The 12,923-nt window shown below is 36.1% G+C and carries 14 protein-coding genes and 1 tRNA gene; 12 read left to right on the top strand and 3 right to left on the bottom strand.

Annotation, left to right across the window (positions count from 1 at the left end):
• Positions 1 to 715: 715 nt before the first annotated feature.
• From LQ227_RS01545 to LQ227_RS01530, 4 genes are all read left to right on the top strand, one after another.
• Positions 716 to 3,307, top strand: coding sequence for a DNA translocase FtsK (locus LQ227_RS01545; RefSeq protein ID WP_230147955.1), 2,592 nt, complete (start codon positions 716 to 718; stop codon positions 3,305 to 3,307).
• Between the two features lie 61 nt (positions 3,308 to 3,368).
• Positions 3,369 to 4,019, top strand: coding sequence for an outer membrane lipoprotein carrier protein LolA (locus tag LQ227_RS01540; protein WP_230143997.1), 651 nt, complete (start codon positions 3,369 to 3,371; stop codon positions 4,017 to 4,019).
• 507 nt (positions 4,020 to 4,526) lie between these two features.
• On the top strand, positions 4,527 to 4,799 hold the full coding sequence (locus LQ227_RS01535; protein WP_167293640.1) for a hypothetical protein: 273 nt from the start codon (positions 4,527 to 4,529) through the stop codon (positions 4,797 to 4,799).
• 49 nt (positions 4,800 to 4,848) lie between these two features.
• Positions 4,849 to 5,613 carry an MBL fold metallo-hydrolase gene (locus LQ227_RS01530; protein WP_230147953.1) on the top strand — a complete coding sequence of 255 codons (765 nt, stop codon included), beginning with the start codon at positions 4,849 to 4,851 and terminating at the stop codon, positions 5,611 to 5,613.
• Between the two features lie 34 nt (positions 5,614 to 5,647).
• On the opposite strand, the gene LQ227_RS01525 is transcribed toward LQ227_RS01530, so the two are convergent.
• Positions 5,648 to 6,286, bottom strand: a complete 639-nt coding sequence (locus LQ227_RS01525) for a DUF6266 family protein (RefSeq protein WP_230147951.1) — start codon at positions 6,284 to 6,286, stop codon at positions 5,648 to 5,650.
• 339 nt (positions 6,287 to 6,625) lie between these two features.
• Here LQ227_RS01525 and LQ227_RS01520 point away from each other — a divergent pair.
• The 7 genes from LQ227_RS01520 (at position 6,626) to LQ227_RS01490 (ending at position 10,761) form a co-directional block, all read left to right on the top strand.
• Positions 6,626 to 6,709: transfer RNA gene (locus LQ227_RS01520), tRNA-Leu, on the top strand.
• Between the two features lie 693 nt (positions 6,710 to 7,402).
• Positions 7,403 to 7,714 carry a hypothetical protein gene (locus tag LQ227_RS01515; RefSeq protein ID WP_230147948.1) on the top strand — a complete coding sequence of 104 codons (312 nt, stop codon included), beginning with the start codon at positions 7,403 to 7,405 and terminating at the stop codon, positions 7,712 to 7,714.
• On the top strand, positions 7,714 to 8,121 hold the full coding sequence (locus tag LQ227_RS01510; RefSeq protein WP_230147947.1) for a hypothetical protein: 408 nt from the start codon (positions 7,714 to 7,716) through the stop codon (positions 8,119 to 8,121). Before LQ227_RS01515 ends, LQ227_RS01510 begins: the two co-directional genes overlap by 1 nt.
• A 1-nt stretch (position 8,122) precedes the next feature.
• Positions 8,123 to 8,596 carry a protein-export chaperone SecB gene (locus LQ227_RS01505; protein ID WP_230147946.1) on the top strand — a complete coding sequence of 158 codons (474 nt, stop codon included), beginning with the start codon at positions 8,123 to 8,125 and terminating at the stop codon, positions 8,594 to 8,596.
• A 234-nt stretch (positions 8,597 to 8,830) separates the two neighbouring features.
• Complete coding sequence (locus tag LQ227_RS01500) at positions 8,831 to 9,349, top strand: hypothetical protein (protein WP_230147945.1); 519 nt, start codon at positions 8,831 to 8,833, stop codon at positions 9,347 to 9,349.
• 373 nt (positions 9,350 to 9,722) lie between these two features.
• Positions 9,723 to 9,998, top strand: a complete 276-nt coding sequence (locus LQ227_RS01495) for a hypothetical protein (protein WP_230147944.1) — start codon at positions 9,723 to 9,725, stop codon at positions 9,996 to 9,998.
• A 403-nt stretch (positions 9,999 to 10,401) separates the two neighbouring features.
• Positions 10,402 to 10,761, top strand: a complete 360-nt coding sequence (locus LQ227_RS01490) for a hypothetical protein (protein ID WP_230147943.1) — start codon at positions 10,402 to 10,404, stop codon at positions 10,759 to 10,761.
• A 154-nt stretch (positions 10,762 to 10,915) separates the two neighbouring features.
• On the opposite strand, the gene LQ227_RS01485 is transcribed toward LQ227_RS01490, so the two are convergent.
• On the bottom strand, positions 10,916 to 11,551 hold the full coding sequence (locus tag LQ227_RS01485) for a hypothetical protein (RefSeq protein ID WP_230147941.1): 636 nt from the start codon (positions 11,549 to 11,551) through the stop codon (positions 10,916 to 10,918).
• Positions 11,552 to 12,035: 484 nt separating this feature from the next.
• Complete coding sequence (locus tag LQ227_RS01480; protein WP_230147939.1) at positions 12,036 to 12,359, bottom strand: nuclear transport factor 2 family protein; 324 nt, start codon at positions 12,357 to 12,359, stop codon at positions 12,036 to 12,038.
• Between the two features lie 138 nt (positions 12,360 to 12,497).
• Here LQ227_RS01480 and LQ227_RS01475 point away from each other — a divergent pair, with 138 nt between their 5' ends.
• Entirely contained in the window at positions 12,498 to 12,863 is a 366-nt protein-coding gene (locus LQ227_RS01475; protein WP_230147937.1) for a helix-turn-helix domain-containing protein, read from the top strand.
• Positions 12,864 to 12,923 lie beyond the last annotated feature (60 nt).

Genomic DNA, 12,923 nt, shown 5'->3' with positions numbered 1-12,923 from the left:
TTACCCAATCCCGAGAAAAACGGGAAAGGGGTCGGGCTTTGCAGGGCTGCGCTTCGCTCCGGTACCGATGAAGGATCGGCACTGAACCCTTACAATCCCTAACGCAAACCCACTGTCTTAAGTAACCATTAGGTTTAAGCCCTAAGAACTACAGACTCAGGTTGAATAAACCTGATAGAACGATCCCGACGTAAAGAAGTCGGGAGAAGTGATAGCAGGACTATGATAACCGAAATGAACCGAACCCTGCTTTTCAAAATAATAGGAACTTAATTCACCTAGTATTTCAAACCTCATAGGTTTTTAAACGGCTTCAGCCCTCAACGAGACCTTTAAAAATAAATTAAACGACGAGTTAAACCTAAGGTTTATAAATAAAAAAATCCCGTTTAACCTCTCCAGGTAAAACGGGATAAAACCTAAAACAAAATCCGTTTCATTTGATAAAACGTAACAACTTGTGTGTTGTTGAAATAATAGACGATAATTTCTGTTTAAGGTTTAATGCCCGATGAATATTTTTATTTAATTTAAGGCAGATTATAAAACCAATAGATAGCGGTGCAAATTTGGCTCTTCTTGAAAATAGTGAGTGGTATAATAAAAGCCCTGGCAGCAATGCCTACAATTTGTGATTATTTTTTTTGTTAGGCTTTCGTTAATGCTGCGCAGTTTTATCTAAGTTTGTTCAATATTAAATTATTTAGGATAGAAAATGTCGGTAAGGGGTAACCAGTTTAAAACCAATACATTCAGAGATAAAGGTGCAGAAAGTGCACCTGGCAGATCATCATCAGGTCGGCAGCCGAAAGAAAAAAGAGATTTTTTGCCAAGCTTCGATTTGGCAGATGGCCGTGCAGTTAAAATTGCAGGTCTGTTTTTTGTGATATTGTCACTTTACTTTTTAATTGCTTTTACCTCGTATTTATTTACCTGGCAAGATGACCAGAGTTATGTAATCGATGCAAATGGTGGCTGGGGCAATCTTTTTAAAACAACAGAAGAACTAAAAGAAGCTGGTGTTTCCATACCGGTAGTTCAAAACTGGTTAGGTAAGTTTGGCGCCTTGTTATCGCACCAGTTTATTTACGAATGGTTCGGTATTGCATCTTTCCTGTTTGTTTTGGCCTTTTTTATTATCGGTTACCGTTTATTATTTAAAGTTAAAATCCTTTCCATCTCTAAAACATTAGGTTATAGCTTTTTCTTTTTACTGTTTATATCCTTAACCTTAGGTTTTGCACATAGTTTCTGGTCAGAATCGCCACATTATTTAGAAGGTGAGTTTGGCTATTGGAGCAATAAATTATTAGGTGCCCAAATTGGCGCAGCTGGGGTGGCGGGATTAATTGCTTTTGCGGGATTAACCATTTTAATCATCGCCTATAACATCGATTTTAAATTTCCGGAGCGCAAAGAGAAAGAGGTTTACCTGGATAACGAAACGCCAGATTATGTGAATGATATCAGAGAGCAGGCCGTAAAGAACAAAACTTTCGACGAGCCATCATCACCCATTGAATTTCCGGTACGTGATAAGCCGGTAAGTAACGAGCGTAAACAACAAAATGTAGTATTGCAGCCAAGCCGTTTCGAAGAAAAAGAAGAGGAAGAAGCTATTGCACCTGTTGTATTATCTCCGTTGGCTACCAATTTGCCTTTGGCTACTGCTGCGGCAGCAACACTTCCATTAACGGTAGAACCACCAGTTGAAACCGAAAAGGAGCCTGCTTTTACGATCGAAAAAACTGAAGAAGAAAAAAAATCGGATGATCTGGTAGAACAGTTTGGTAATTATGATGAAAAACTAGATTTATCTGGTTATAAATATCCAACAATAGATTTGCTCGAAAATTACGGCACCAATAAAATTTCGGTAAATGCCGAAGAACTGGAAGCCAATAAAAATAAAATTGTCGAAACCCTTAATCATTACAACATAGAAATTGATAAGATTAAGGCAACCATTGGCCCAACGGTTACCCTTTACGAAATTATTCCTGCCCCTGGGGTAAGGATTTCGAAGATTAAAAATCTGGAGGATGATATTGCACTTTCGTTGGCGGCCTTAGGCATCCGTATTATCGCACCAATGCCGGGTAAGGGCACAATTGGTATCGAGGTACCTAACCAACACCCAGAAATGGTGCCCATGCGCAGTATTCTCAATACCGAAAAATGGAGCCAAACCACTATGGATTTGCCAATTGCATTGGGTAAAACCATTAGTAATGAGGTTTTTATCGCAGATTTGGCTAAAATGCCTCACTTATTGGTTGCAGGGGCAACTGGTCAGGGTAAATCGGTTGGTATTAACGCCATTCTGGTTTCGCTGTTGTTTAAAAAACACCCTGCACAACTTAAATTTGTACTGGTCGATCCGAAAAAAGTAGAGTTAACTTTATTCAATAGAATTGAAAGGCACTTTTTAGCCAAACTACCGGGAGAGGCCGATGCCATTATTACCGATACCAAAAAAGTAGTAAATACGTTGAACTCACTTTGTATCGAAATGGATCAGCGTTACGATTTATTGAAAGATGCACAGGTTAGGAATTTAAAAGAATACAACGATAAGTTTGTTAAACGCAAGCTTAATCCAAATAACGGCCACCGCTTTTTACCATTCATTGTTTTAGTGGTAGATGAGTTTGCCGATTTAATGATGACCGCAGGTAAAGAGGTGGAGGCGCCAATTGCGCGTTTGGCACAATTGGCCAGGGCAATTGGGATTCACCTGGTTCTGGCTACACAGCGCCCATCGGTAAATATTATTACAGGTACCATTAAAGCCAACTTCCCGGCCAGGTTAGCCTTTAGGGTATTGTCGAAAATCGATTCAAGAACCATTCTGGATAGCGGTGGTGCCGATCAGTTAATTGGCCGTGGTGATATGCTTTTATCTACAGGTAGCGACTTAATCAGGCTACAGTGTGCTTTCGTTGATACACCTGAGGTAGACCGGATTTCTGAATATATAGGTAACCAACGCGGTTATGCTGATGCTTATCAACTGCCAGAATATATAGATGAAGCAGGGGAGGGCAGTAAGGCCGATTTTGATCCTAACGAGCGTGATAAGTTTTTTGAAGATGCAGCCAGACTGATTGTGATGCACCAGCAGGGTTCTACCTCATTAATACAGCGTAAATTAAAGTTAGGCTATAACAGGGCGGGCCGGATTATCGATCAATTGGAAGCTGCGGGAATCGTTGGTCCCTTTGAAGGAAGTAAGGCGCGCGAAGTCTTGTATCCGGATGAATATTCTTTGGAACAGTTCTTGAATAGTATGAATGACAAAGATTAGATTAAACCAATAACAAAAAATCTACTCTAACGTTTCAAAGGAAAAATTTAAAAAAGAAAAGATGAAGAAATTAATTTCAGCATTAATGGTTGTAGTTGCTTTTACAACTTCAACTTATGCTCAAACTGATGCGAAAGCTAAAGCCATTTTAGCAGAGGTGAGTAAAAAATACAAATCGTATAATATTGTAAAAACAGATTTTACCTTCACTTTGGATAATCCAAAGGCAAAAGTAAAAGAAACCCAGCAAGGTACCTTGTACGTTAAAGCCAATTCTAATAAGTATAAAGTAGCCATGACGAATCAAGAATTGTTTAGCGATGGTAAAAGCCAATGGACTTATTTGAAAAAAGACAAAGAGGTGCAGGTGAGCAATGTAGATAACAGTGGCGATGCCATTAATCCTGCTAAGATTTTTACAGTTTACGAAAAAGGATTTAAATACGTTTATACCGGTGAAGAAAAAGCTGGTGCCAAAACTTATCAAATGATTGATTTAACACCTGTTGATGCTAAAAAATCGATTTTTAAAGTACGTTTAAGCATCGATAAAGCGGCTAAACAAATTGCAAACGTGGTATTGTTCGATAAAAACGGCAACAAATACACATACAATGTGAAAACATTTTCGCCTAACGTAAATATACCAGAAACTACTTTTGCTTTCGATGCCAAAAAATATCCTGGTGTTGAAGTGGTAGATTTAAGATAATTGTTATTACCGCCTTAAGGCGGGATGAAACCTGAAGGTTCAGCTGGAAACAGCTGAACCTTTTTTGTTTTTAATAACACCCTATTCATTTTATTAACCAAGGTGTTCTAAGATGGTTGGAAAAATGAGGATGGTAAAGAAATAACCACCTATGCTATTTGTTGAAGATAGTAGTTAGCTAAAGTGCACTTAAATGTCTTAAGTGGTAAAAAATTTGGTGTATTATTTTACCACCTAAGTCACCTGAGGCCATCTAAGTTTTTATGTATTATTTGTTAATAGTTAACTAAAGTGCGCTTACATGCCGTAGGTGGAGGGAATTTGGTGCATATTCTTACCACCTTAGCCACCTAACATCATCTAAAGTTTATACATATGCCATTTGATTGAGCTTTATTGATTAGCTGAGGTCTTTCTTCGCATCTCAGGTGATGAAAACAATAACGCTACATTTTTTTTACTGCGGTATTTATGAATGCTGCGCAGATTTATCTAAGTTTGTTTCCAATGTCATTGCCACTAACAAACCATACCTTAGAGAAATTAGAAGCCCTGCTTTTTGCTATGGGTTATAAGGTTCGTTATGAGAAAGGGAACTTTAAAACCGGTTCTTGCCTGCTCGAGCACAATAAGGTTGTTGTGGTAAACAAATTTTCAAATCTGGAAGGAAAAATTGCCGCATTGGTAACTTTGGTTAAGCAAACCAATACAGACGAAAACCTGTTAGAAGAAAAACAGCGCCAATTCTACCTATCCTTACAGCAAACCGAATTATTTTAATGAAGATACAACTCCAGCATTACAATTATAGAAAGGAAAGTTTAAGCAGATGAAAGTTACTTTTTTAGGTACCGGTACATCACAAGGCGTTCCTGTAATTGCTTGTAATTGTGAAGTTTGTTTATCTGCTGATAAAAGAGATAACCGTTTACGGACTTCAATATTAATTGAAACAGCTGATAAAACCATCGTGGTAGATAGCGGGCCTGATTTCCGTTACCAGCTTTTACGCGAAAAAGTAAAAGATCTTGATGCGGTATTGTTTACCCACGAACATAAAGATCATATTGCGGGTTTAGATGATATCAGGCCGTTTAATTACTTGTTGCATAAGGTAATTGATGTTTATGCAACAGACAGGGTTCAAGCGGCTTTAAAAAGAGAGTTCTATTATATTTTTGCCGAAACTAAATACCATGGTTTGCCACAGATTAATTTACATACGGTAACCAATGGCGAAGATTTTAAAATTGGTGAAAGTACAATTATTCCTTTTGAAGTGATGCACCATTTGTTGCCCATCACCGGGTATCGGATTGGAGATTTTACGTACATCACGGATGCTAAAACCATATCGGAGCAAAGTTTTGAGAAAATAAAGGGAACAAAAATATTGGTGCTTAATGCTTTACAGAAAGAACCACATATTTCTCATTTTACTTTAGGTGAGGCCATCGCCTTTGCAGAAAGGGTAGGTGCAGAAACCACCTACCTTACGCACATCAGCCATAATCTGGGTAAACATGCCGATGTGGAAAAAGACTTGCCGTCGAACATCAGGTTGGCTTACGACGGGCTTAGTTTGGAATGTTAGCGTTATTTAACGTAAAAGCTTCATTCTTTTGTGATCAAAAAACGAAACTGCCGCAATAGGTACTCGCAGATATCCCCATTCTGTCGTCTGCAATGAAAGCCATCCAGTTGTGAAATGTCTTTCCTTTATAAAAAGAAGGAATTTCCAGGCTTTCCCTTTCTTTTGACCGCCTGGCACCACCTGTTTCATAGATGGCCGTTTTGTCGTCCACGTCATAAATCATTAACATCACCTGGTCATGTTGCCTGGTGTAATCGCCGTTAGAATTATCCGTCCAGCTGAAATGTACACCAGCATCGTCGTGTTCCAGCTTAACACCCTCCGCACCGGTGAGGTTTCCAGAGCTTAAACGCACAGCGGCATAGTCGATTTCGCCGGCGGCATTTTGGGCATTCAGCATATTATAGGATTTTGCAACATTATGGGCGGTCATCATGCGTTTTTTCGACTCCAGGTTAAAGCCAATCCGGATAAAACCAACAATAGGACTTAAAAAGGTCTGCATCATTGTAAAACGGGATCTGCAGGTCTTTTGATCAGCACTACCGGTTTTGTTTTTTATGGACTTTCTGCGTTTACTCCTGATGACCCATTTCCCGTTCAGGTAATAACCGGTCACAGCGCCCACCGTCCCTGTGAAACCACCGTTAATTCCGTTTTCTATTTTTCCCATGATTGCATTAACTTATATTATACAATATAGCAAATTGCTGATTAATAAACTAATAAGTTGTATTTGCTTCTGATTTATGTCGGCTTTTATTCGGGTGTAATTGTCATAAGTCCGACCAAACCCCGACTTAAATGCGGCGAAAGTCCGTCTAAAAGATTACGCTGTTATATCTGTTTATACGGTTTACTATAGTAAGTCGTGTTACTGTTTATAATTGAATTTGGTGTTACAGTATATGGTTTACCATGTTGAGATTTGCTTTCCGGAATTTCAGTTCAAAAAATATTTTATGAATGTTGCAGCGCAAGATGGTTAATTTATATATTTGCAACACTTCAAACCCAGGTGGCGAAATTGGTAGACGCACCAGCTTGAGGGGCTGGCGCCTGTATGGGTGTGGGAGTTCGAATCTCCTCTTGGGTACATTGTAAAAGATAACGCTTTGTAAAACAGATGTTTGCATGGCGTTTTTTGTTTTAGTATACATTTTAATATACAAACTGAATTTTTTGATAATATAATTGAGACCCGTTATCGATTTGGCGGGTGGGCTTTTTAAGTATTTTATTAAATTCGCAATGATAATCATGACCCAGTTAGAAAAAATTGCGGGGTGTACCAATGTTTTATTAGCAGAATGGTAATAATTTTGGTATTGTAACGAGTTTGTTACTTTTTGTGAATTTTGCCATTTTGGGTTCAAAATTTTGGTTTAATTAAAAATTAGACGGTTTTCTTTAAATTAACTACCTGCGGTGGATGAATGAATGAATGAATCATTGTAAAATTACGGTTTCCCCTATTGACCAGATGAAACCTTTCACCTACTTTAGACGTTAATTAAGCATCGGCGCTGAAATGGGAATATGTTCTAAAGACATATTTTTTTGTACAACAAGGTTTTGTTCAGAAAAAAATCCTACTTTTGCACCCTCGTTTAAATTAACGCATAATTTAACAATAAACAGCCTGATATAATTGATGTCCAACTGGCTCTCTAAATCAACATCCAGCTTAAAGGCTTCTCAACTTTTGTGCGATGATTTTTCAAATCAAAGTGTCCACTGCGCGTACTATAGCTGCGTTCAATTCATTTATCATCTTATGAATACTCAAATGAACGAAACTGAAGAAGATCTGAATGAGGGTATAACAAAGCAAAATTTCGAAAATTCATTGCCCCTAAAAAAAAACGGAGAAACAGTAAAGCTAGGAACTCATGTTTGGCTTCAAAAAGAACTTTATCGAAGCCTTAGATCTAAAACAAAGGATTTTAAAATGATTCAGGATATCACGGATAGTATCGGAACAATTTCAGAAGTACGAATTTTGGCGGATTATACTAATGAAATAATTTTAGAACCAAGAGCCAAAGGAATTGTTAAAAAGGCAGAGAGTTTAATCGAGTCACTAGATAAAATATACTAATGAAAGAAGTTAAAGAATTTATTTACGAAAGCCTGAGTGAATTAGTAAAGAAATTTTCAGATGTTAAAGCATCTATTCTATATAAGGAATTAAGTTGCGCATATTACATTAAAATAGAATCCAGTAGAGATACTGACAAACAGGATGATTTGGACTTAGTTAAACTAGACATTCTAGATAATTTTTATGATCAAAATTTCAATTCAACTTTGGTATTCATTAAGAATGACAATACCTTGCTAGAGTTGAGTGATTTCGATGACTCTATCATTGGCAATAGATTTATTGATTACACAAAACTTATATGTTTCACAGGTGATTTAAGCAAATGGAACAATGAAGTTCCGGGCATTACTTTGGAAGATATTTTAGCCTATGGTGAAGAAACTTACGCTTTAGCTGCATAATATGAGTGTTTTAGAGAAAATTGAAAACTCTCCATTTAAGCTTGATAGCTTTATGATCATAGAGTCCCACATAGAGAGGGAACCTGGAGCATTGCAAGAGGTTAAAGTTAAAATATCACCAAAAGGGATATTAAATCGCACGAAGAAAAATTTTAGTCTATTTCTTGATGTTTCTGTACAGGATAATGTAAGTGTAACAATTAACATTAGTTGTGTTGGTAGTTTTAGATTTAAAAACGACATCAATGAGCAGCAATTAAGTAATTATTTCCTGATCAATGCACCGTCGATAATTTTTCCATACATAAGATCTTATATTTCTGCCTTAACCGCATTATCCGGTCTTCCAGCAGTTAATTTGCCTGTAATGAACTTAACTTCATTAAAAGAAGATTTGAAGAACAACATCAAAGATATATCTTCGAAGTCAAAGAGTACTACAAAGGCCAAGACAGGCAATAAATTGATAAATTAAATGAACAACCACCCAACCAGGTGGTTTTTTTTTATTTATAGTTTTTATATCTTGAATAGCTTTGTTCGATATAATCCTCGATATCCTTTCCTATTAAATAATCATATTCCTTCCATTTTAGAGCAACCTAATTTGTGCTTGTTATCGTGCATCCACTTTTCGCTCATATTCAATAATACAATGCGACTTAATTTAGCGATCTGGTAAACAGATAAAAAACTGTTTATTTGCAGAATGAAAACGCATCACAAACTTGACTTGGTTTTAAGATTTCTACAGGATGGGAAACAAACAGATTATTCTGAAATACAGAAATTATTAAATGAAAATGATCATGGTGTTATTCATGAGGTTCTTCAAGAATTAATATTAGATGAATATCTTAAAACTCCAGCAAAGCAACAGTTTGCTATAACAAATTTGGGTTTAAGATTTATAAAAAATGGTGGCTATGCTGTTGAAGCCATAAATCAAGAACAAATTGAGGCTGAAGAAGAGGCTGAAAGAAGCCATCAAATAAATAAAAGAAATTGGGAAAAAAATGATGAGAATAGAAAGAAATGGACTTTAACAGTAGCTATCTTTGCTGTTGTCATGACTCTTGGAAACATTATTTATCAGGGCAATAGTAATACTGCAACAAAAATAAAAACTGATCAAATAGACAGTTTGAAAATGACTATAAAGGCGCAACAATTACAAATTGATACTTTAAGAAATATTTTGGAACCAAAGATAATTACTGAGAAATAATAGTGAGGTCATAAATCTCGTTATTTTGATTCTACATCTTCTTTCAAGTTTCCTTTGCTTAAATAGCATACTTGATTATTACATGATCCTCCTAATATTCGTAATAAAACTGGACGCTCTATTGACGAGCAATTCTTTAGCTCTGTCTCCAAGGTAAGGTTTGGTTCAATCAGTCTTTCAATTTTTTTTGACTGACATTTTAATATTCAATTTTTTGACCTTTCGGATTTCCTGATAATCCCTTTCTAAATTACATTTTTATTGTTTCTATTGATAATCAAAGTAACTGAAAGGGATGGCTAAGGAAGTTTACGGGCTTACTCACAATTGCAAATAACTTGTATATTAGGCTAAAAATTAATCTCTTGACATTATGAGTGACCACAGAATTGAAACAATTATTTTCAGCATGGATGATCCTAACTACGAAACTTTCAAAAAAAAAGTAGATGAGCTAAATGATAAATACAGCTATTGGCTGGAGAAATATGATGATGTAATTACCGGCAAAGCACCAGTTGATCTGAACAACTATTATTCTATTTACACATCTAATGGAAGGCATACATTCAATGTTCTACATATGGAGAATTTTCCAAAAGAAATTCAGAAAGATTTAAAGCAAGCTTTTATAGATTCATATAATTAAGAAGTGAATGAAGAATGTTTTGGATAAATTGGCGTCGTGGGCCACTTTGATATCTGCTGTTTTTTTAATATTAGGTTTACTAAGAGCAATATTTTATTTTTCTCCGTTTGGGATACCCATTCTCACATTTATAGATCTTAGCGAGGTTTTTACGACATGGTTTACCCAAATAATTTATGTGCTCATTATTTGCTCTATAATATCGGTGCTCTATCCCGTCTTAAAATATGCAAACATCAGCCCCACAAGTTATTTCGTTTATTATTATTTTGCCGTTTACATAACTCATGTAGTTTCCTTGTGTTATCTTTATTTTGATCTTCTAAGAAATTGTTTTGGGAATTATTCGGAGGAATGGCTACACTACACCCGTTTTAACTACTCAATATTATTTGTAATTTCTATGATTTTTGGATTTGGAAGTTTAAGTGGAATTTGGGATGTAATCAAGGTATTGCGCAAAAAACAAATTAATAAGGAATTTAACAGAGTACGTGGATACATTGTAGTAACTCTACTGGTCATTTCGGGGTTTATTTGGAGCATAACACAACCTATTGGCATCGAAATGACTACTAAGGAATATACTCAAGTCAAACTTTATGGGAAAAGTGATACCATCACAACAAACGACAATTTAAGGTATTTAGGTAAAACTAGGAATTACATTTTTCTTTGGGATAAGAAAAAACGAGTAGCAGAAATATACAAAGCTGATGATTTTGATAGAATTACATTTGGTACGTATAATTTGAGAAATTAGCTTGTAGGACTTTATGTTAATATCATTAATTATTTAAAGAGCTTTTTTTGAACTCTTATAACATAATAATAAGTAATAATTGAATTCAGCAAATTAAAGCCCTCACCATCCGCAAGGGCTTAAATTTAAATTGTCAATTTCAATTTTACCTCATTCAAAATTTTCCTTTCCCATCAACACTATAACTATAAATCAAGATATATTCAATCCCGTTCTTTTCAAAATGCCCGATAGGAATATCGCCTTTTTCGAAGTAGGCTGATTTACTTTCGGAAGGAACGCCACAAAGAATTATATTAGCTTCTGTTTGATGGTAAATAACATCGTTTCTACTGTTTGCAATAGCCATCAATGCTGATAAATTTTTGCTTGATCCTTTTTGGTTATATTTTGGATGATGCGGGTGCTGATTGGCCGATACCCAGGCGCCCTGCGCCATCGGTTTATAAAATTTGCCCAAAGGGATATCGAACCTGCGTGGTAAAAAGCAAGAGGCTATTGTTCCATTGGTGGTAATGGTTCCGGTTTCTATAAAGAAATGGGTAATTTGAATCCAATGCCTGGTGAGCTGATACACATATTCCCGAATTGAATTTTGTCCGTCTTCTAAAAATTCTGCCCAACCAGTGTAGCGTGGCAAAGTCATCATGATTTCAGAAACATTACCATCAATATGATGTAAGGTAGCCTTTACTGCACAAATTGCAGGTAATACATTCATTTTGGCTGATTCAGCTACAACCTGATCAGGGAGCTGTGTGTTTTGGTTTTTACAATTGTTGTTTCGCATAACATTGTTAAAAAGATCCTGGGTGCTGCGAAACAACAATAAACTCTTTTCAGAGAAAATTTAGATACGGTGCCAAACCGCTCACCCAGGAATATTGTTAAAAATTGATTGCTTACTTAATTGCTTCTCCGTCTAAGTTGAAAATTCTGTTTATTATTATTTCGCATCAGCAATTTAGAAACAATATCCCAAACCACAAAGAAAAATTTAATTATTGAATTAATTCCCGGTTGCTGCAAACTGCCAATTAAATTATTGAAAAATTAATTGGTACATCATCTTGAGGGATAATTTGTTGCATAAAATAAATATCAATAACAGCGTTTTAATGGAATAAATAACCCTCTGTACCTGTCATTGCAGTAAGCTTTTTCTGTCTTACCCTGAAATCGCTTGTCATTAAAACAACAATAGCAATGCTGCAAAATATGTAAAGCTAATATTGCGGCATTGCTAGGATTTTATAGGCTTTGGACGTTTAGCGTTAGCCGGTAATCTTAAGCGATTGAATTAGACCCTGCTGAAGAATAAGGTTAAAGTTAAGAATAACCGGGCTACCTGGAAATGTTCCCGAAATCTCAGCTGTAAATACCGAACCCTTTTCATCTTCCTTATAACTAACCGGTTTTAAAGTAGCTTGATATTGTTGGTTCGAATTTTCAATCCATTTTTGAATTGCTGTCCTTCCAATATGGTTCTTCCCTTCGTCGAATACTTCGGCGTTTTCTGAAAAAAGTGATGAATACGCTACAGCATCATGGTTGTTCTGTGCTTCAATTAGGTCTGTTATAAATTTTGGTAAATTCATGATATTTATTTTTAGATTAACTTATTGTTGTACAAATTTCGGTGGTACTGGCGTGATGCACAAGTAGGGCATTACGATTCGAATAGGGAAAAATTTATCCGTATTGTTTCATTAATGGCCTACATGTATCTTTGTTAGATGTATGAGAAAAAAACTTTTCCCAATTTAATCTGTGGCCTCGATTTAGTTGGAGAGGTGCTTTATGGCAAATGGAAAATTCGGTTATTGTGGTTTATCAACGAGGGTTATTTGCGCCCGAGCGAGCTGCAACGCAAAATACCAGATGCAAGTCGTAGGGTAATCAATATTCAGCTAAAGGAGCTTGAGGACCATGAATTGGTTATCAGAACAATCTATCCGGTGATGCCACCAAAGGTAGAGTATTCGCTTACTGCGTTTGGCAAAACCTTGATCCCGGTGATCGCCGCTATTGGAAATTGGGGAGATGAGTATCAGGACAGTTTGAAGCGTGTGATTCTGAAAGGATATCCACAGTTGGTCTGATTCTGAGTGAGTATTAGCTAAATTATGCCCAGGTTGATTTAGGTCAGCATTTTAAACTCT

It is taken from the genome of Pedobacter sp. Bi27, from assembly GCF_918698255.1.
Lineage (GTDB): Bacteria > Bacteroidota > Bacteroidia > Sphingobacteriales > Sphingobacteriaceae > Pedobacter.
This window is presented reverse-complemented; position numbering and strand designations above follow the sequence as displayed.